We start from the raw sequence: 19,154 nt of genomic DNA, 5'->3' as shown, positions 1-19,154 counted from the left end.
TCCTCCCCTTGCACGCCCCGTCTGGGAGCTCTACATCTTGAGAAAGACCTTCAGGAGAAACCTACATGCCGATGAGCGCCCACGAAATCGAAGCCCTACTGCGCGAAACCTTTCCGGATGCGGAAATTCAGGTTGGCGGCAGTGATGGCGTGCATATGTCCGCAATGGTCGTGGACGAGAGCTTTCGGGGGAAAAACCGGGTGCAGCAGCAACGCGCAGTCTATGCGGCCCTGAAGGGCAAGATGGACGGCGCGGACGGAGAGTTGCATGCGCTGGCGTTGACCACAAAAGTGCCTGAATAGTGAATGAGCCGATTGGATGGATTCTGCTAAGGCTGACCTTTGTGGTCTTTGATATTGCCAACTTCGTAGCGATCTTGTTTTGTGATCTGCCAAAGCTACTGAAATACGGACCCAGATATTGGCGTGTTACCAGGATAATGAGGCGCCGCGACTACAACCTTCGCCAAAGCTGGATGGCAAAAAATGAGTAGTTGGCTGTTCTGGATATCAGTAATCGCAACGTTGATTGTTGCCGCCGCTCTGATCGAAGCCTATGTGAAGCGCAACAGAAAGCGTAAGCTGGCCGACATGCGCCCGGACCCGGACAAGATCAGCAAGGTCGGCGGCATTGAAAGATACGGGCTGGATCCGCTTGCCCTGGCACAGGCCGAGCATCGGCGACTAGAGGAACAAGGATGGGTCCCGGACCCGTCAAAGGATGAAACGACCGCCCCCGACGCGGGTGAAAAGGACAAGCAAGATGACCGACGTTAAGACTCAGATCGACGAAACCGTCAAAGCCAACGATGTGGTGCTCTACATGAAAGGCACCAAAGAGATGCCCCAATGTGGGTTCTCGTCCCGCGTGGCCGGCGTGCTGAACTACATGGGCGTCGAATATGCCGATGTGAATGTTCTGGCCAACGAAGACGTTCGTCAGGGCATCAAGGATTATTCTGACTGGCCGACCGTGCCACAGCTGTACGTCAAAGGTGAATTCGTCGGCGGTTGCGACATCATCACCGAGATGACCCTGTCAGGCGAATTGGACACGCTGTTTGACGAAAACGGTGTCGAATTTAACAAAGAAGCGGCCGACAAAATTCGCGAAGCAAACGCCTGATCAGCGACTGCTGCAATTCTCCAGAACAACCTGCTCACTGGTGGCCCCACTGGCCGCCAGAAAGCTGACGGTCGCATCCCACCCCTTTGACCGAAGGATATACGACCCGGTCTCTCCTTTGGATTCATAGCGAATACCTGATCCGCTGGGCACTTGCTGCAAGGCAACCAATTGGTTGTCTACCATCATCGCCGCCGCACCGGAGCCGTCGGACGCATTGAAATACGCAACCTGCAACTCAATGCCATTCTGGCAGGTGAAGCTAACCGGCAGGATATCCATGTCCGCCCAGGCCAAGCCTCCTGGTAGACCGAACAATCCGGCCAACGCTACCGTTTTTAACGCATTCATTTCGCCGTATTCTCCTCAACCACCGAGGCCAAGGCCTCAGCGCGTGCGGCCAGTTCGGCCAGTGTGTCCGTGACCGAAGGCGGGACGACCGCCACTTCAATCCTTTCAGGCTCGGGCTCGGGCCGGTTGCGCAGGCTTTGCAATTCGGCTTCAACCTCGGCCAGCTTGGCCTCTGCCCGTTTGAGCTTGTCATCTGTCGCGGCGGTCTTGTCGGCCAGCATCAGCCCAGCCATCAACAGCATGCGCGCTTCGGGCATCCGACCAATCTGATCAGACAAAACCTGCGCCTCGTCATCCAGCATTTTCGCCGCAGACTGCAGGAATGGCTCTTCACCGTCCTGACACGAAACATCAAAACCGCGGCCACCGATATGAATGGTCAATTCGGGCATTACTCTACCTCTCCCTCAGCCAGCTTTGCCTGCGACAGCAACGGCTCCAGCCGGGCCAGTACAGCCTGAGCTTCGGCAGCATCCGTCGCCTGTGCAGCCTTCGTCGCCTCAAGTTCAGCCACGGTCGCGCGGTTCAACAACTCGGCATCGGCCAGACCGTCCTTGCTGGCCGCCCGCAATTCATCCACCGAGTTGCGCAGTTGTTCGTTCGCCTTACGCATACGTTGAAGATCATCATCCAAACGCGACATGGCCGCGCCGTGGCTGGCACGTTCCGCACGCAACATCTCGAGCTCTGCGCTTAACTCCGCAACACGCTCGCTGTCGGCCAATTCGGACCGCAACTTTTTATTCTCATCTTCAAGCGACTGCGTTTTGCTCACAACCGCTTTAAGTTCATCGTTTTCTGTCTTGAGAACAACCAGTTCGTCCTGGTTTTCCAATGCAGCTTTAGCCTCTGCCAACTCGGCTCTGGCCGCTTCGACCGCCGCCAATTTGGCGGTGGCTTCTGAAAGCTGCTGACGCAACGCGCCGTTTTCAGGATCTTCGGCTGGCGTTGCTTTCAGCGCATCCATGTCGGCGCGCATCGCGTCGACTTCCTTCTCGTGCCGTTCCTTGAGGGATTTCAGCCGCTCTTCCAACTGCGCATTGGCGACGCGCTCGTCTTCCAATGCCGTGTGCAAAGCGGTGTCATCACCGCCACTTGCGGGCACCGCGTCACGCAGGGCGTCGACACCGGTTCCAATCCTCTCCATCGCGGCAACGATACGGCGCTGTAATTCTTCGATCTGGCTCATGCCCCTGCCACCTCTTTACCAAGGTTCACTTTTTCGCGGCCCGTCCGAATCAATACAGGCCAGGTATTGGCCTAGTCTAACCGAATGAAACGGAAAATACCCACTGTTTGCTTTCAATCACTTGGACAGCATTCTTGAACCACGAACGCGACGCAACCCCCGGTTCCACTTGCACTTTGGGGGGTGGATGGTATTGAGCGCCCCATCTGCCTGTAATCCAAAGGAACAACGCCCGTGGACCTGACTGCGCTGCGCAATGCCAATCCTGAACACTGGAACAAGGCTGCGGCCATCCGCACCCTGACCCTTGACGCCGTCGCCGCCGCCAATTCCGGCCATTCCGGTATGCCGATGGGCATGGCCGATGTTGCGACCGTGCTGTTTGAAAAGCACCTGAAATTTGACGCCTCGGCCCCGAACTGGCCTGATCGTGACCGGTTCATCCTGTCTGCTGGTCACGGTTCGATGTTGGTCTATTCTCTGTTGTATCTCACTGGTCATGCGGACGTGACACTGGATGAGATCAAGAACTTCCGCCAGCTGGGTGCAAAAACTGCGGGTCACCCGGAAAACTTCCTGGTCAATGGTATCGAAACCACCACCGGACCACTGGGTCAGGGCATTTCCAACGCAGTTGGTTTCGCCATGGCCGAAGAAATCCAGCGTGCGCATTACGGCAAAAAGGTCGTCGATCACTATACTTATGTGATTGCGGGCGACGGTTGCCTGATGGAAGGCGTCAGCCAGGAGGCCATCACACTGGCTGGCCGTCATGAGCTGAGCAAGCTGATTGTTTTCTGGGACAACAACAACATCACCATCGACGGCACCGTGGATATTGCTGATCGCACCGATCAGGTGCGCCGCTTCAAGGCCTCGGGCTGGAACGTGATTGAAATCGATGGCCATGATCCGATCGCGATTGATGCGGCCATTGTGCAAGCCAAATCGTCGAACAAACCATCCATGATCGCCTGCGAAAGCCATATTGCGCTGGGTCACGCCGCTCAGGATACTTCCAAAGGTCACGGCGCATTGACCGATCAGGATCAGCTGAAAGCCGCCAAAGACGGCTATGGTTGGCCCCATGATGCCTTTGTGGTCCCTACTGACGTCAAATCGGCTTGGGAGGCCATCGGTGCCCGTGGCGCGGCTGAACGCGCCGAATGGGAAGAGCGTTTCGCGCAGATTTCCGAACGCAAACAGGCCGAATTCAACCGCGCCTATGCGTTTGATGCACCCAAGAAACTGGCCGGTGCGATCCGTTCGTTCAAAAAGCAGATGTCGGAAGATCAGCCGAAACTCGCCACCCGCGCGTCTTCGGAAAAGGTTCTGAACGTAGTGAACCCGATCATGCCCGAGACCGTTGGCGGTTCCGCCGACCTGACCGGGTCGAACAACACCAAATCTACGGATATGGGCGTGTTCCTGCCGGAAAACCGCAAGGGTCGCTATATCCACTACGGAATCCGCGAACACGGCATGGCCGCAGCGATGAACGGTATGGCGTTGCACGGCGGTATCCGCCCCTATGGCGGCACGTTCATGGCGTTCACCGACTATGCCCGCCCCTCGATGCGTTTGGCCGCCTTGATGAAGGTGCCTACGGTCTTCGTGATGACCCACGACTCGATTGGTCTGGGCGAAGACGGCCCAACCCACCAGCCGGTTGAGCATCTGGCCATCTCGCGCGCGACGCCGAACACTTATGTGTTCCGTCCCGCCGATGTGGTTGAGACGGCTGAGGCATGGGAACTGGCGCTGACGTTCAAGGACAGCCCTTCGGTTCTATCGCTGACTCGTCAGGGCGTGCCGACGGTGCGTAAAGAACACAAGGCCAAGAACCTGACCGCGCAAGGCGCATATGTTCTGGCCGATGCCGAGGGCAAGCGTCAGGCCATTCTGATCGCCACCGGGTCCGAAGTGTCGCTGGCGATGGAAGCCAAAGCGATGCTCGAGGCTGAAGGCATCGGCACCCGCGTCGTCTCCATGCCCTCGATGGAGCTGTTTGCGCAGCAAGATGAGGCCTATCGCAAGCGCGTCCTGCCGGGCGGCCCCGTCCGCGTCGGTATCGAGGCCGCCGTTCGCGCCGGTGGCTGGGATCGCTGGTTGCTGGGTGAACGTAGTCGCGAAGCCAAAGCCGGTTTCATCGGCATGTCCAGCTTCGGTGCGTCGGCCCCGGCCGGTGAACTGTACAAGCATTTCGGCATCACCGCCGAGGCGACAGTGGCCAAGGTCAAAGAACTGCTGGGTCAGTAAACGCTCTGCTCATCAGCCAGATACAAAAAAGGGCGGCTTTGGCCGCCCTTTCCTATTTTGGCTGCTTTACCTCGGCCTTCAACGCCGTATAGGCCCGTTTCGCATAATCCAATCGCAACTCATACCGTTCTGCTGGCACAATCCCATCGGGCACGTTCTGCCCTGCAGCAGACAAAACCTGCCTAACATGCGTTCCATATAGCGGAATGAATTGCGCCGACTGGCCGCTGAGCAGGTTAAACAATCGCCCCCCTGCCCACTTGGCGCGTCGGGCCGCAGTCTCCGCCGTGTCGATCCGGAAATGCAGTACCTGGTAAAGCCTGAGCGGTTCAAACGGCATTTGTTCCGCGCCAAGGTTCATGGCCGACAAGGCCGCCGTTTTGCGTTTGGCTGCGCGCCCCTTCAATTGTATGCGGACCCAACTCTGAACCGGTCGATAAGCCGGCAAATGGCTCAGGTCACTCATTTCAGGATTCTCAATTCAATGCGCATCGGTCTTTTTTGAAAACACCCCGATCATCGGCCCGATCACCTTGGTCGCCACCGGGATCAAAACAAACCCCCATGCCAGACCGAACACACCGTCCATCGTCGCCTTGGATACCCATTCAACAACACCGGTCCACTGCTCAGACACAGAATGACCAATGGCATAGGCCCAGTCGTGGATGTGGTGTCCCAGCCACCCAAAGCCCAGAACCTCCATCCCGTGAATGATGATGGAACCGCCGACCCACAACATCGCGGCTGTGCCGACTATGGACAGGATTTTCATGACAACCGGCATGGCTTTGACCAACCCGCGCCCAAGCCCTCGCCCAATCGGTGTCGGTGCGTTTTGCGCGAGGTACAGCCCGACATCGTCCATCTTCACGATCAGGGCAACTGACCCGTAGACCGCCACGGTGACACCGATCCCCACAACCGCCAAGGTCGCGGCCTGCATCCACAGGTTTGGGGCCTCAATCGCGGCCAATGCGATCGTCATGATTTCAGCCGAAAGGATAAAATCCGTCTTGATCGCGCCTTTGACCTTTTGCTCTTCCAGATGGCCGGGGTCGCGAATGGCCATGTCTTCGTCGATAACGTGACTGCCATGAGGGAATAGGACATGAAATATTTTCTCGGCCCCTTCAAAGCATAGATATGAGCCGCCGATCATCAGCAAAGGCGTGATCAACCACGGAGCGAAATTCGCCAGTAGCAAAGCAACCGGCAGCAGCAGGATAATCTTGTTGAATATGGAACCACGCGCAATGCGCCAAATGATGGGCAACTCGCGCGCCGGGGCGAATCCCTGAACGTATTTCGGGGTTACGGCGGCATCGTCGATGATCACACCAGCGGTCTTTGCGCCCGCCTTTCCGGCCGCCGCGACCACATCGTCCACGGACGAGGCCGCAACCTTTGCAATACCTGCTACGTCATCCAACAGGGCCAACAGACCGCTCATGGTGTTTCCTTTCACTTCACCTGCCGCAACCGGAGCCTACCCGATCCGACGGCTAGCGCAAGCGTTAGCGCAACCGGCGCAGGTTTGCGCTAACACGTTAAAAATATGTCACTTTTGGTCTTTTGAGAAAGCGCTTTGACAGCTATATGGCGTCCAACGCAAGCGCATTTGGAGACAGCACATGACCATCAAGGTCGGTATCAATGGTTTTGGCCGCATTGGCCGCTGCACGTTGTCGCATATCGCGGCATCCGCCCGCAACGACATCGAAGTGATCAAGGTCAACGCAACCGGCCCGCTGGAAACCACAGCGCACCTGCTAAAGTATGACAGTGTCCACGGACGTTTCCCCCGCGATGTCGCAATCGATGGCAAAACCATGGATCTGGGCCGCGGCCCGATGGAGATGTTCTCGACCTATGACATGAACGAACTGGACTGGGATGGCTGCGATGTCGTTCTGGAATGCACCGGTAAATTCAATGACGGTCTGAAAGCCAAAACGCACCTGGATCGCGGTGCACAAAGGGTCCTGCTGTCTGCCCCGGGCAAAAACGTCGATAAGACCATCGTCTATGGTGTAAACCACAACAGCCTTGTGACAGATGACAAAATGGTCTCAAACGGCTCGTGCACCACGAACTGCCTTGCTCCGCTTGCCAAGGTACTGGACGAGGGTATCGGCATCGAGAACGGCATCATGACCACGATCCACGCCTATACCGGCGACCAGCCGACTCTGGACCGCCGTCACAGTGATCTTTACCGCGCCCGTGCTGCCGCGATGTCGATGATTCCGACATCGACAGGTGCCGCGAAAGCCTTGGGTGAGGTTCTGCCCAATCTGAAAGGTCGCCTGGATGGTTCGGCCATCCGTGTCCCGACCCCGAATGTTTCTGCGGTTGACCTGACATTCCGCGCTGCTCGTGATGTAACGGTAGAAGAAGTGAATGCTATCGTACGCGAAGCCTCACTGGGTTCGATGCAGCGTGTTCTAGGCTATGAACCCGCACCGCTGGTTTCGACCGATTTCAACAACACCGAGGAAAGCTCGATCTTCGCACCCGATCAGACCCGCGTTGTCGGCGACCGCATGGTTCGCGTTCTGGCTTGGTACGACAACGAATGGGCGTTCTCGGTCCGCATGGCAGACGTTGCAGTTGCCATGGGTCGCCTTAACTAAGGTTGCTTTGAAATCTTGAACCTTATCGCCCGCTCAGGTTAACTGGGCGGGCGTTTTCGTCCGGGGCAAGCATGACAAATCAAATCGCCATCTGGCTTGCCCTGCTCATTCTGGGCTTGTTCGTTATCAGCTATGCCCTCTTTGGAACCGAACAATTCGTGTTCCTTGGCAAGAAACTCTACACCTTTCTGGACTGGCTCGCCTTCTGGCGGTGACAGAGGTTTTGCTTGACTTTTCCTCTGAACTGGCTTTGTTAGCGCTAACTTCACATTAGCCGCATTTCGGACGGAGCAGGACATGACACTCAAGCTGGCAATCAACGGATTTGGACGGATCGGACGCGGCGTGCTGCGGGCGGTCATGGAATCCGGGCGCACGGATGTTGAAATCGTTGCGATAAACGACTTGGCGAAGCCGGAAATGAACGCGCATCTGTTCGAATTCGACAGCGTCCATGGCCGGTACGGCAAACCTGTCACTTTAACCGAGACAGGCCTGGATGTTGGAAACGGTCCGATCCGCCTGAGCAGCGAGCGTGAGCCGGAAAAACTGGATTGGTCCGATGTGGACGTCGTTCTGGAATGCACTGGCGTATTCCGCACACGCGAAGCCGCATCGCGCCATTTCGCGAACGGATCGAAGAAAGTCTTGATCTCGGCCCCAGCCCGCGGCGATGGCGCTGTGAAAACGATCGTGTTTGGCGTTAACGATCACGAGCTTACGGCCGAAGATAACGTGGTGTCTAATGCGTCTTGTACCACCAACTGCCTGTCACCGGTTGCCGCAGCGCTGGATGCAGGGCTTGGCATTGTGCATGGCAACATGACCACGGTTCACGCCTACACAGCCAGCCAACCTGTCCACGACACTGCCGGCAAAGACCCATACCTGTCCCGCGCGGCAGCATTGTCGATGATCCCGACCACGACAGGCGCGGCCTCTGCCGTTGGCCTCGTCCTACCGCAACTGGCCGGAAAACTGACCGGTCAGGCCATTCGAGTCCCCACACCGAACGTGTCCGTGGTTGATCTGGTCGCCGAGGTCTCACGCCCGACAACCGAGGAAGAAGTCAACGCGCTGTTTACCGAAGCCGCAGCCAGAATTCCCGGTGTTTTGGCGGCAGAGAACCGCCCGCTGATCTCGGTGGATTTCAACCACGACCCACACAGCTCGACCGTTTCGCTGCCGGAAACCAAGGTGACCGACGGCACACTGGTGCGTGTGCTGGCATGGTATGATAACGAATGGGGTTTCTCGAACCGGATGCTGGACACCGCCGCAGCGATGGGTGCCCTAGCCTAAACGGTCACGCAGCGCGGCATTAACGCGGGGCGTGACGAATTTCGACACGTCCCCGTCCAACCGGGCGATTTCCTTAACCAATTTGGAGGCAATGGCCTGATGCCGCGCCTCGGCCATCAGGAAGACCGTCTCGACCGTGTCGTCCAACGCCCGGTTCATTCCGACCATCTGAAATTCATATTCAAAATCCGCAACAGCCCGCAGCCCGCGGACAATGATCTGCGCCCCAACATCACGGGCGCAGTCGATCAGCAGGTTTTCAAAGGGATGCGCAACGATTTCGGTTCCCGTTTGCTCGGTCAGATGAGCACATTCCGCCTCGATCATCGCAACGCGTTCCTCGAGCGAGAACAAAGGCCCCTTATCGCGGTTGATCGCAACGCCAATGACGAGTTTGTCCACCAAAGCAGCCGCACGGCGAATGATATCGATATGACCCAAGGTGATTGGATCGAATGTTCCGGGATATAATCCAACCCTCATCGCGGCCTCCTGCGCAATAAAATTTCTGCGCAAGCAAACATAACTTCGCCGCAGGTGCAAGAGGCAGCTTTGGGGTTCAAGGGCCTCAATGCCCCATGATCATGCCTTGCAGCGCGTCTTTTTCCATAGCCAGTTCTGCCAGCTGCGCCTTTACCACGTCGCCCAGTGTGACGATCCCCACCAGCTTGCCATCTTCGACAACGGGCATGTGGCGAAAGCGCCCTTCGGTCATGCGGGTCATGATATCCTGAACCGTGTCCTGCTGAGTGGCTGTTACAAGGTTACGGGTCATATAGGCGCTGACTGGCTGCGCCAGGCAACCACTGCCGCTTGCGGCCAGCTCCCTTACGATGTCCCGCTCGGAAAGGATGCCTGATGCCGTTTCGCCGCCATCTTCTGATACAACAACCGTCCCGATCCGTTTTTCGGCCAGGATTTTCGAGGCGTCAGCCACAGTGATTGTCGGGCTGACTGTCTCGACCCCTCCGGTGGCCTTGGATTTCAGAATGGCCTGAACGAGCATAAGCGTAACCTCCGAAATAATGTCCTGTTTTCCAAAGCGTTGCCGGAATGCTTAAACCTGTCAAGGTGACACTTGAGCCTCAAGCCGCTCAACCTCTTCCCGAATACCCTGCGTCAAGGCCTGCGCAAACCGGTTCAATCTTTCATTCCGCTGATCGCCCTGATGTCGCACCAGGTGAAAACTCCGGGTCAAACTCACCTGATCCGTCAGGATTTTCTGCAGGTTGGGATGAAACGGCAAGGTGAAGTCATGCGCCACACAAACCCCCGTTCCAAGCGTGGCCTGCCGCAGCTGAACCGACACCGAATTCGATGCAAGCGCGACACGGTCAACACCGATATCCACTAGATAATCCAGCTCGCGGTCAAAGATCATATCCGGAATGTAGCCAATCATGCGATGGCCACTCAGGTCCTGGATCGAACGGATTGCCGGGTAAGAGGCCAGATAGTCGCGCGTCGCAACAAGGTGCAGTTTGTAATCGGTGATTTTCTGGACCAGAAGGCTCCCCGCCGTTGGTGCACTGACGGTCACCGCCATATCAGCCTCGCGCCGGGACAGGTTGATCACGCGCGGTAGGGCCAGGATCTGAATATCCAGATCGGGGTTTGCATCGCTGATTTTCGCGCAGACCTGCGGCAAAAGATAGTTGGCCGACCCGTCCGGCGCGCCAATCCGTATTTGTCCGCTGAGCGTTTTCGACGTTCCCGCCATCGCGCCAGCCGCCGCGCGCATCGCCTCTTCGGCTTTCAGCCCGTGTTCCATCAGGCGTTCGCCCGCAGCGGTCAAAAGGTAGCCTTGTTGCGACTTGGTAAACAGGGGGGCTTCCAATGAGGCTTCCAGCCGAGCAATCCGCCGCCCGACGGTGGCTGGGTCTATCTTGAGCTGACGCCCGGCAGCCGAAAGGCTTTCTTCGCGCGCGACGGCCAGAAAGACCCGCATATCATCCCAGTTTGGTGTCACGCCCTGCCCTTTGCATTTTTGCAAAACATCTTTGGAACATTTCCTCTGTTCAAGCAATTTATGCAAGCCTATTGTGCGCACAAACGCATCGGAGGAGATCTGCAATGACCGAGCTGTCCCATTTCATCAACGGCGAGAATATCGCCGGAACCTCAGGACGATTTGACGACGTCTTTAACCCCGCCACTGGCGAGGTTCAGTACAAGTGCCCGATGGCAAGTGCTGCCGAAACCACGGCGGCAATCGAAAGCGCAGCCGCCGCGCAAATTGCCTGGGGTGCAACCAATCCACAGAAACGCGCACGTGTCATGATGGCCATGGTTCACCTGATGAACCGCGACATGGACAAACTGGCCGAGGCGCTCAGCCGCGAGCATGGCAAAACCATCCCAGACGCCAAGGGCGACTTGCAGCGCGGTCTGGAAGTGATCGAATACTGCATCGCCGCACCGCAGATGCTGAAGGGTGAGTTCACAGACAGCGCAGGCCCTGGCATCGACATGTATTCCATGCGGCAGCCGCTGGGTGTTGTTGCATCCATTATGCCGTTCAACTTCCCAGCCATGATGCCGCTTTGGCACGTAGGCCCTGCCCTGGCCTGCGGCAACGCAGTGGTTCTGAAACCGTCCGAGCGTGATCCCTCCGTTCCCCTGATGCTAGCAGAGCTGTTTGTCGAAGCCGGCCTGCCCAAGGGCGTCTTCCAGGTCGTCAATGGCGACAAAGAGGCCGTGGACACTCTGCTGGACAGCGATACCATTCAGGGCGTGTCCTTTGTTGGCTCGACCCCGATCGCGCAATACATCTATTCCCGCGCGACTGCGAACGGTAAGCGCGCGCAGTGTTTCGGCGGCGCCAAGAACCACATGATCGTCATGCCTGACGCGGATCTGGATCAGGCTGCCGACGCTTTGGTCGGTGCCGGGTTTGGCGCGGCGGGCGAACGCTGCATGGCCATCTCGGTTGCTGTGCCCGTTGGCGAAGAAACAGCCGACGCACTGATCGAAAAGCTGATTCCACGCGTTGAAAAGCTGAAGGTCGGCCCCTACACCGCCGGCGATGACGTCGACATGGGCCCAGTTGTAACCGGTGCTGCCAAAGAGCGTATTCTTGGTCTGATCAACTCGGGCGTAGAACAAGGCGCGAAGCTGGTTGTTGATAACCGCGACTTCAGCTTGCAGGGCTATGAGGACGGCTTCTTTGTCGGCCCGCACCTGTTCGATAACGTGACGCCCGAGATGGACATCTACAAGCAAGAGATCTTTGGCCCGGTTCTGTCGACCGTGCGCGCAGGCTCTTATGAAGAAGCGCTGAAACTGGCGATGGATCACGAATACGGCAATGGCACTGCAATCTTCACGCGCGATGGCGACACCGCGCGCGACTTTGCCAGCCGTGTGAATATCGGCATGGTCGGTATCAACGTTCCGATCCCAGTTCCGCTGGCCTACCACACCTTTGGCGGCTGGAAAAAATCCATGTTTGGTGACCTGAACCAGCACGGTCCGGATAGCTTCAAGTTCTACACCCGCACGAAAACCGTCACAGCGCGCTGGCCGTCGGGCATCAAAGAAGGTGGCGAATTCAACTTCAAAGCGATGGACTGATTTCCCACCCAAACAAATTCAAAAGGCCGCCCCGTTGGGCGGCCTTTTTCGTTGCGCGGCGAGGGGTCAGTTCTGTAGAAATTCGCGCAATGTGACTCTGCCATCAAAATTCGCGTCAAACTCGGCCATGACCATCCGCAGCTCGTGCGCGGGGATACAAGCTTTGGCAATGCCTTCGATCTTGTCGCTTTCAACCATGGTCAAGCATTCGGCCGACAGCGGCTCATCCATTTCCGGATCGGGGAACTCGATGAGATCCCGCACTTCCATGGCCACAAATTCATCCGGGGACACCACGCCATTTTCGTCGGCATCATATTCGAGAAACTCCACCGCCCGCTCTGCCAGATAGAAGATTTCGAATTCAGAATATTCGACGTGACCGTCTGCGTTGGAATCCGCCCGATTGATCTCCTCTGCTGCAATTGCCTCTGGTGTGCAGGATTCTTCTGTCACATCACAATCATCCCCGACGATGAGGCCCTCTTCTTCCGTCAGGAATTGGTACAATTCCGGTTCAGTAATCACCCCGTCCCCGTCGCGATCCAACTCGGCAAAGAAGATCCGTGCCATAGGCGTTGCTTGTGCAGGTGTTTGGGCAGACCCCCAATAAAGACCAGCCAGTAACAAGACCGGCAGCAGATAGAGCGTCTTAGGGGCAAAACGGCTGAGCGTTCGAATGGGCATTTCATCTTCTCCGACAGTGTCTGGTGAAGGCCCTGCCAGCTCGCGGTCGATCACACCACGCACGAGTTCGCTCATCGACGATCCGCGCTGTTCGCTCAGATCTGCCAACTTGCTTTTCAACTCATAAGATACGCGAATTTCCAAGGTTTCCGATTTCTTGGTCATATCGTGCGGTCTCCGAACATCTGTGGGCCTGTCCCCTGGAATTGGAGCAGACATGCCCGAAAAAATACCCCAAGCCGTGTCCCGCAAACAGCAAAAACCTGTCCGGACACCGAGTATTCCCCCGTCCGGACAGGCAATAAACTGCGTCAAATGTGTAAATCTCACGGAAAATTTAAGCCAAGCATCTGGCCCTGAGGGAAAGCAGTTACTAAATTGCCCGAAACCATAGAGCATTCCTTCAGGAGGCATCCGTGTCCAGTTCCCGTATTAATCGTCGTACCGCCTTGCTTGGTGCTGCGTCCGTCCTAGCGACGCCGACGCTTCTGCGCGCCCAAAGCTCAGATGCTTTCCCAACAACAGAAGAGGCGATCAGCACGCAACTGCCGGTGCGCCGCAATGTCTCGTCCTTCTCGCAACAGAACTGGCAGGACCATTTTGACCAGCTGGGCGCTGGGGCTTTGCTGGCCGATATCACAAGCCGCGCGGTGCACTATTGGGGCCCCGATGGCACCTACAAGCTGTACCCTAGTTCGGTACCGATGAGCGAAGAGCTGACGAAGCGCGGTTATACCAAGGTTGTGCGCAAGGCTGAAAATCCTAGTTGGACACCAACCGCGTCGATGCGCGAGCGTGATCCGCTTTTGCCAGTGCGTATGGAAGGTGGTGAACCAGGCAACCCGTTGGGCACCCGTGCAATGTATCTGGGCTGGCCAGCCTATCTTGTGCACGGCACCCACGATACGCGAAAAATCGGGCGCCAAAGCTCGTCCGGGTGCATCGGCCTGTACAATCAACATGTCGAGGAATTGTTTCCTCTCGTCCAGGTCGGAACCCAGGTCAGACTGGTCTAACGACAAAGCCCCGGCCATAAGGACCGGGGCTTTTTCATGAAATCAAAGTATCTTATTCCGGCAGGATCACAGCGTCGACAACGTGGATCACACCATTGCTGGTCTCAATATCGGCCTGAATGACTTCGGCACCGTTAACTTTCACGCCGTTCTTTGCATTTACGCTCAGGCGATCGCCTTGCACGGTCAGAACCTTGGCGCGCTTGCCAGCGATGTCACCGGACATCACCTTGGCGGGAACCACGTGATAGGTCAGAATTTCGACCAGTTGGTCTTTGTTCTCCGGCAACAGCAGGGTTTCAACCGTACCTTCGGGCAGTGCCGCAAAAGCGTCATCAGTCGGTGCGAACACTGTGAACGGTCCGTCACTTTTCAACGTGTCGACAAGCCCCGCAGCCTGAACGGCGGCGACCAATGTGTTGAAGGACCCGGCCGATACTGCGGTATCCACGATATCTGCAGCCTGTGCTTTTACAGGCAGTGTCAGTGCAATTGCGGCGGCGGCGCCCATAAACGTACGACGAAACATGGCTGTCATCTCCTCTCCAGCTAGTTATGGAAAGGGGTACGGGCGCTTAGTCGCGCCGGATCACTAACAGATCAATTTTCTTTGACCTGAACCCATATGCTTTGGGCGCGACCGCCTTTCAAAAATGGCAAGGATTCGACCGCATCGGGGCGATCCTGTTGAAGGTAGTATCCGGGCCAAAGCATTGAATATGCACCAGATTGCAGGAGTGCATGCAGCATGTACTGCTCACCCCAGCCCGGGCAATCATAGAAGAACCGTTTGGGATATTCATAAGGCAGAAAAACATCGTGCACATGAATGACCACACCGGGTTTGAGCGCCGGAATGATACGGCAGAACAGGTGCGCGACGTCATTGCTCATGCGAACAACGTGACTGGAATCGATGAACAATACGTCACCGGATTCGAGTTTCTCGAACAGTGCCGGATCGACTTCTTCCAGACGTTTTTGTTCGAACTCATCCACCACATGCGCGATATCTGCCCGTGGATACGGATCGATTGCGGTGACGTTGGTCTGCAACCCGCCGTCGATAATCGCCTGCCGAGTCACACGGGTCGAGTTGCCGCAACCCACCTCGATCACCCGTTTGGGTTTGAACCTGCGTATCATCAGATACAGCGCATCCGCGTCCGGGCTGTCGTAGTACCCATTGTTGATACGATAACCGGTCTTGTTGCGCGCCGGGTCTTTCAGAGCTTCCAGAGAAACAGAGTGTTCTTGGTATTCCGACACCAATTGAGTGATGTCGAACCCATCCATCCCCGGAGACATAGCATAGGCAGGTCGGGTCAGACCCCCTGCCCGTTCAAACGCCTCAAGGCGCGCGCGCTCGTCCCGTTCGGTCACTTTGTCGATCAGTTTCACACCAAACCGGTCAAGCACGGCGTTCAGCCGGGGGAATTTCCTTGGTTTCACGGGGGGGCTCCGGGTTTGGTGACAGTCTAGACGCCTCCTTACCTGTGCGCATGGGGGCTTCGCAAGAACCCAGCTGGCAAACACTTGGCAAAAAGACAATTTCCGTATTCACTGGTTGGAACATAGTTGCGAGGGCCGGAATGCAGCAGGAATTTACGCTGGGCATCGAAGAAGAGTATCTGTTGGTTGATCGAGACAGTCTGGAACTCGCCGAAGCGCCTGCCGCGTTAATGGAAGCCTGCCAGGCCGATTTTGAAGGACAGGTCAGCCCCGAATTCCTCCAATGCCAGATCGAGGTCGGTACGCGACCGCATGTGACCATCAGCTCTGCGCGCGAGGATCTGAAACGCTTGCGGTCCTGTGTTTCGAAACGCGCCGCCGAGCACAACCTTGCCCCAATCGCTGTTTCCTGCCACCCCTTTGCTGACTGGAAAAAACAGCAACACACGCGCAAAGACCGATATGACGCGCTACAACACGCGTTGGGCGGAGTGGCGCGGCGTATGCTGATCTGTGGCATGCATGTCCATATCGGGGTGGCCGATTCAGCCTTGCGCGCCGACCTCATCCCGCAGCTGTCCTACTTTCTGCCGCATCTCTTAGCCTTGTCGACGTCATCGCCCTATTGGAACGGTGAGGACACAGGTCTGTCTTCGTACAGGTTAACGGTATTTGACAACTTGCCCCGGACCGGTCTGCCCCCGATCTTTTCCGGTTGGTCTGAATACGAACGGACCACGGGCGTTCTGGTCGAACTGGGCGTGATAGAAGACACCACGAAAATCTGGTGGGATTTGCGACCGTCGCACCAATATCCAACGCTGGAAACCCGGATCATGGACGTGCAGCCCCGCATGGAGCATGCACTTTCACTGGCCGCAATGGTGCAGGCGTTAACGCGCATGCTATGTCGCTTGAAAGACCGAAATCTCAGGTGGCGACAATACGATCGCTTTCTCATTGGCGAAAACCGCTGGCGTGCGCAGCGCTATGGCGTTGGCGAAGGGATGATTGACTTCGGAGATCGCTCAATCAAACCCATGCCGGAACTTATGGGCGAATTGATGGGTCTGCTGGCCGAAGATGCCGAAGCTCTGGGCACCATGACTGAGTTGGCCAAACTACAGCAGATTGCCCAGAACGGCACCTCGGCCACCCGCCAGCGCCGTGTGCATGCCGAGGCAGCGGCAAAAGGTGATGACCCCGGCAAGGCTGTGGTTCAACACTTGATTGACGAATTCCATCAAGACCTCTGAACGTTGGCACGTTTTCCCGCACAAGAATGTGCCCGTGATTGATGGCCGTGCAAAATTTCTGTAAGGATTGGGAAATAAACACTCGTTCAATTCAACGGGCAGCGTGGGAGGCAATCCATGGATTTCGCAACAACCGAAGAGCAGAACGCAATCTTCGACATGGCCCATGATTTCGGGCAGGAAAACATCGCCCCATTTGCCCGCCAGTGGGAAGCCGAAGGCACCATCCCCAAAGACCTTTGGCCGCGCGTTGGTGAGCTGGGTTTCGGCGGCCTTTATGTTTCTGAGGACAGCGGCGGTTCTGGCCTGTCTCGTTTGGACGCCACGCTTGTGTTCGAAGCTTTGTCGATGGCCTGCCCCTCTGTCGCGGCCTTTCTGTCGATCCACAACATGTGTGCCAAGATGCTGGACAGCTTTGGGAGTGACGAGCTGAAATCCCGCATCATGCCCAATGTTCTAAGCTTGAACACCGTGCTCAGCTATTGCCTGACCGAGCCCGGCTCAGGTTCTGACGCAGCCGCTTTGAAAACCCGTGCTGAACGCACGAACGAAGGCTATACCCTGAACGGCACCAAGGCTTTCATCTCGGGTGGCGGGTATTCGGATGCCTATGTCTGCATGGTGCGCACCGGTCAGGATGGGCCCAAGGGCATTTCGACAGTTTATGTCGAAGATGGCACCTCCGGCCTTAGCTTTGGCGCGCTTGAACAAAAGATGGGGTGGAAAAGCCAGCCTACGGCGCAGGTGCAGTTCGACGATTGCAAGATCCCTTCCGACAACCTTGTAGGTGTCGAGGGCGACGGTTTCAAATACGCGATGAAGGGGTTGGATGGCGGGCGTCTGAACATCGCGTCCTGTTCTCTAGGTGCCGCACAAACCGGGTTGAACATGACACTGCAATACATGTCCGAGCGGAAGGCTTTCGGGCAATCCATCGACCAGTTTCAGGCCCTTCAGTTCCGTCTGGCAGATATGGAGATCGAATTGCAGGCCGCCCGGACATTCCTGCGTCAGGCGGCGTGGAAACTGGATCAGGGCGCGCCCGATGCGACAAAGTTCTGCGCTATGGCCAAGAAATTCGTGACAGAAACGGGATCGAAAGTGGTCGATCAATGCCTGCAATTGCATGGCGGCTATGGCTATCTGGCCGATTACGGTATCGAAAAGCTTGTACGCGATCTGCGCGTGCATCAGATTTTGGAAGGCACGAACGAGATCATGAGGGTCATCGTTGCCCGCCAGATGCTCTCTCAGCGCTGAGGACTTTATGTCAGACATCTATATTCGCACAGCAGGCCGTGCCGGTCGTATCACCCTGACCCGGACCAAGGCGCTAAATGCGCTCAGCTATGATATGTGCCTGGCCATCGACACCGCTTTGCGCAACTGGCGTGAGGATGACGCGGTCGATCTGGTCATTCTGGATGCCGAGGGCGACAAGGCCTTTTGCGCGGGCGGTGACATTGCCGAGCTTTATGAGACCGGCACCATGGGCGATTTTGAATACGGCCGAAAGTTCTGGCGCGATGAGTACCGCTTGAATGCTCTGATCTTCGAATACCCAAAACCGGTAGTCAGCTTCCTACAGGGTTTCACGATGGGTGGAGGCGTCGGCATCGGGTGCCATGGCAGCCATCGCATCGTTGGTGAAACGTCGCAAATCGCCCTGCCCGAATGCTCGATCGGTTTGGTTCCGGATGTCGGCAGCACGCTGATGCTGGCACTCGCACCCGGACGGTTAGGTGAATACCTCGGCACAACCGGGCATCGCATGGGGCCAGCCGATGCCATTCTGGCCGGTTTCGCAGATCGTCACATTCCGATCCAGCAATGGTCTGATCTGATCGACATGCTTGAAGCATCCGGCGACGCCAGCATTCTTGAAAGCCATTCCGACACGCCGCCCGAAGGTTCGTTGGTCGCAATGCAAGATGCAATTGAGACGGATTTCGGGGGCGAAACGCTTGGAGATATCCAGAACAGCCTGCGCAACTCGAACAATGACGCCGCCGCTGACGCGCTGAAATTGATCGGGCGCAATTCACCACTCTCCATGGCCTGCACGGTCGAGATGCTGCACCGTCTCCGCACTCCAAACCTGACCATGCGCAAGGCGTTGGAGCTGGAGTATCGCTTCACCTATCGCGCGATGGAACACGGGGACTTTCTGGAGGGTATCCGGGCGCAGATCATCGACAAGGATCGCAACCCGAGCTGGCGCCATCAGAACCAAGACATACCGGCTGTCGCTGTTTCAAAGATGCTACAACCTTTGGGCGCGAACACGCTGACTTTTGAGGAGGATTAA

23 protein-coding genes are annotated in these 19,154 nt (G+C 56.8%); 12 read left to right on the top strand and 11 right to left on the bottom strand.

Annotated features, from left to right (window positions below):
- Nucleotides 1-65 precede the first annotated feature (65 nt).
- The 3 genes from AC2FID_RS02825 (at nucleotide 66) to grxD (ending at nucleotide 1,125) form a co-directional block, all read left to right on the top strand.
- Nucleotides 66-302 carry a BolA family protein gene (locus tag AC2FID_RS02825; protein WP_058277851.1) on the top strand — a complete coding sequence of 79 codons (237 nt, stop codon included), beginning with the start codon at nucleotides 66-68 and terminating at the stop codon, nucleotides 300-302.
- 183 nt (nucleotides 303-485) lie between these two features.
- Nucleotides 486-776, top strand: a complete 291-nt coding sequence (locus AC2FID_RS02820) for a hypothetical protein (RefSeq protein ID WP_496835300.1) — start codon at nucleotides 486-488, stop codon at nucleotides 774-776.
- A complete protein-coding gene (gene grxD / locus AC2FID_RS02815; RefSeq protein WP_058277848.1) occupies nucleotides 763-1,125 on the top strand; it encodes a Grx4 family monothiol glutaredoxin in 363 nt (120 codons plus the stop codon). Before AC2FID_RS02820 ends, grxD begins: the two co-directional genes overlap by 14 nt.
- On the opposite strand, the gene AC2FID_RS02810 is transcribed toward grxD, so the two are convergent.
- From AC2FID_RS02810 to AC2FID_RS02800, 3 genes are read right to left on the bottom strand one after another with little or no spacing between them, the layout of a single operon-like run.
- Nucleotides 1,126-1,476 (bottom strand): MliC family protein, encoded by a 351-nt coding sequence (locus tag AC2FID_RS02810; protein ID WP_109311584.1) that lies wholly within the window; start codon nucleotides 1,474-1,476, stop codon nucleotides 1,126-1,128.
- Nucleotides 1,473-1,868 (bottom strand): cell division protein ZapA, encoded by a 396-nt coding sequence (locus tag AC2FID_RS02805; RefSeq protein WP_058277846.1) that lies wholly within the window; start codon nucleotides 1,866-1,868, stop codon nucleotides 1,473-1,475. Before AC2FID_RS02805 ends, AC2FID_RS02810 begins: the two co-directional genes overlap by 4 nt.
- Nucleotides 1,868-2,665, bottom strand: a complete 798-nt coding sequence (locus AC2FID_RS02800) for a coiled-coil domain-containing protein (RefSeq protein ID WP_282168376.1) — start codon at nucleotides 2,663-2,665, stop codon at nucleotides 1,868-1,870. Before AC2FID_RS02800 ends, AC2FID_RS02805 begins: the two co-directional genes overlap by 1 nt.
- 234 nt (nucleotides 2,666-2,899) lie before the next feature.
- On the opposite strand from AC2FID_RS02800, the gene tkt reads away from it, so the two are divergent.
- Nucleotides 2,900-4,924 (top strand): transketolase, encoded by a 2,025-nt coding sequence (tkt, locus tag AC2FID_RS02795; protein WP_282168377.1) that lies wholly within the window; start codon nucleotides 2,900-2,902, stop codon nucleotides 4,922-4,924.
- 52 nt (nucleotides 4,925-4,976) lie between these two features.
- Here tkt and AC2FID_RS02790 read toward each other — a convergent pair whose 3' ends face one another.
- Both AC2FID_RS02790 and AC2FID_RS02785 read right to left on the bottom strand, forming a co-directional pair.
- Complete coding sequence (locus AC2FID_RS02790) at nucleotides 4,977-5,390, bottom strand: hypothetical protein (protein ID WP_496835299.1); 414 nt, start codon at nucleotides 5,388-5,390, stop codon at nucleotides 4,977-4,979.
- Between the two features lie 15 nt (nucleotides 5,391-5,405).
- The gene (locus AC2FID_RS02785; protein ID WP_496835297.1) at nucleotides 5,406-6,377 is read right to left on the bottom strand and encodes a DUF808 domain-containing protein; all 972 of its coding nucleotides are present in this window, start codon (nucleotides 6,375-6,377) and stop codon (nucleotides 5,406-5,408) included.
- A gap of 181 nt (nucleotides 6,378-6,558) precedes the next feature.
- Here AC2FID_RS02785 and gap (AC2FID_RS02780) point away from each other — a divergent pair, with 181 nt between their 5' ends.
- The 3 genes from gap (AC2FID_RS02780) (at nucleotide 6,559) to gap (AC2FID_RS02770) (ending at nucleotide 8,862) form a co-directional block, all read left to right on the top strand.
- The gene (gap, locus tag AC2FID_RS02780; RefSeq protein WP_058271518.1) at nucleotides 6,559-7,560 is read left to right on the top strand and encodes a type I glyceraldehyde-3-phosphate dehydrogenase; all 1,002 of its coding nucleotides are present in this window, start codon (nucleotides 6,559-6,561) and stop codon (nucleotides 7,558-7,560) included.
- Nucleotides 7,561-7,631: 71 nt separating this feature from the next.
- Complete coding sequence (locus tag AC2FID_RS02775; protein WP_058271517.1) at nucleotides 7,632-7,775, top strand: hypothetical protein; 144 nt, start codon at nucleotides 7,632-7,634, stop codon at nucleotides 7,773-7,775.
- Between the two features lie 82 nt (nucleotides 7,776-7,857).
- The gene (gap, locus tag AC2FID_RS02770) at nucleotides 7,858-8,862 is read left to right on the top strand and encodes a type I glyceraldehyde-3-phosphate dehydrogenase (RefSeq protein ID WP_496835295.1); all 1,005 of its coding nucleotides are present in this window, start codon (nucleotides 7,858-7,860) and stop codon (nucleotides 8,860-8,862) included.
- On the opposite strand, the gene coaD is transcribed toward gap (AC2FID_RS02770), so the two are convergent.
- From coaD to AC2FID_RS02755, 3 genes are all read right to left on the bottom strand, one after another.
- Nucleotides 8,854-9,345: a pantetheine-phosphate adenylyltransferase gene (gene coaD / locus AC2FID_RS02765; protein ID WP_058271515.1), complete on the bottom strand. Its 492-nt coding sequence runs from the start codon at nucleotides 9,343-9,345 to the stop codon at nucleotides 8,854-8,856. The two genes, gap (AC2FID_RS02770) and coaD, sit on opposite strands and share 9 nt — an antisense overlap.
- A gap of 85 nt (nucleotides 9,346-9,430) precedes the next feature.
- Nucleotides 9,431-9,868, bottom strand: a complete 438-nt coding sequence (locus AC2FID_RS02760; protein WP_058271514.1) for a CBS domain-containing protein — start codon at nucleotides 9,866-9,868, stop codon at nucleotides 9,431-9,433.
- Nucleotides 9,869-9,928: 60 nt separating this feature from the next.
- Nucleotides 9,929-10,831 (bottom strand): LysR family transcriptional regulator, encoded by a 903-nt coding sequence (locus AC2FID_RS02755; RefSeq protein WP_058271896.1) that lies wholly within the window; start codon nucleotides 10,829-10,831, stop codon nucleotides 9,929-9,931.
- A 104-nt stretch (nucleotides 10,832-10,935) separates the two neighbouring features.
- Here AC2FID_RS02755 and AC2FID_RS02750 point away from each other — a divergent pair, with 104 nt between their 5' ends.
- Nucleotides 10,936-12,435: a CoA-acylating methylmalonate-semialdehyde dehydrogenase gene (locus AC2FID_RS02750; RefSeq protein ID WP_496835292.1), complete on the top strand. Its 1,500-nt coding sequence runs from the start codon at nucleotides 10,936-10,938 to the stop codon at nucleotides 12,433-12,435.
- Nucleotides 12,436-12,501: 66 nt separating this feature from the next.
- Here the strand turns inward: AC2FID_RS02750 and AC2FID_RS02745 are convergent, their stop codons facing one another.
- Entirely contained in the window at nucleotides 12,502-13,287 is a 786-nt protein-coding gene (locus AC2FID_RS02745) for an EF-hand domain-containing protein (RefSeq protein WP_496835290.1), read from the bottom strand.
- 251 nt (nucleotides 13,288-13,538) lie between these two features.
- Here AC2FID_RS02745 and AC2FID_RS02740 point away from each other — a divergent pair, with 251 nt between their 5' ends.
- Nucleotides 13,539-14,138: a L,D-transpeptidase gene (locus AC2FID_RS02740; RefSeq protein ID WP_108858717.1), complete on the top strand. Its 600-nt coding sequence runs from the start codon at nucleotides 13,539-13,541 to the stop codon at nucleotides 14,136-14,138.
- Between the two features lie 52 nt (nucleotides 14,139-14,190).
- Here AC2FID_RS02740 and AC2FID_RS02735 read toward each other — a convergent pair whose 3' ends face one another.
- Complete coding sequence (locus AC2FID_RS02735) at nucleotides 14,191-14,667, bottom strand: fasciclin domain-containing protein (RefSeq protein ID WP_108859083.1); 477 nt, start codon at nucleotides 14,665-14,667, stop codon at nucleotides 14,191-14,193.
- 71 nt (nucleotides 14,668-14,738) lie between these two features.
- Nucleotides 14,739-15,590 carry a class I SAM-dependent methyltransferase gene (locus AC2FID_RS02730; protein WP_496835288.1) on the bottom strand — a complete coding sequence of 284 codons (852 nt, stop codon included), beginning with the start codon at nucleotides 15,588-15,590 and terminating at the stop codon, nucleotides 14,739-14,741.
- 140 nt (nucleotides 15,591-15,730) lie between these two features.
- Here AC2FID_RS02730 and AC2FID_RS02725 point away from each other — a divergent pair, with 140 nt between their 5' ends.
- The 3 genes from AC2FID_RS02725 (at nucleotide 15,731) to AC2FID_RS02715 (ending at nucleotide 19,154) form a co-directional block, all read left to right on the top strand.
- Nucleotides 15,731-16,846: a carboxylate-amine ligase gene (locus AC2FID_RS02725; protein WP_282118526.1), complete on the top strand. Its 1,116-nt coding sequence runs from the start codon at nucleotides 15,731-15,733 to the stop codon at nucleotides 16,844-16,846.
- A 117-nt stretch (nucleotides 16,847-16,963) separates the two neighbouring features.
- Complete coding sequence (locus tag AC2FID_RS02720) at nucleotides 16,964-18,106, top strand: acyl-CoA dehydrogenase family protein (protein WP_496835287.1); 1,143 nt, start codon at nucleotides 16,964-16,966, stop codon at nucleotides 18,104-18,106.
- Nucleotides 18,107-18,113: 7 nt separating this feature from the next.
- Complete coding sequence (locus AC2FID_RS02715) at nucleotides 18,114-19,154, top strand: enoyl-CoA hydratase/isomerase family protein (RefSeq protein WP_282168384.1); 1,041 nt, start codon at nucleotides 18,114-18,116, stop codon at nucleotides 19,152-19,154.

This window comes from Ruegeria sp. CDSC068 (assembly GCF_059610545.1).
This window is presented reverse-complemented; position numbering and strand designations above follow the sequence as displayed.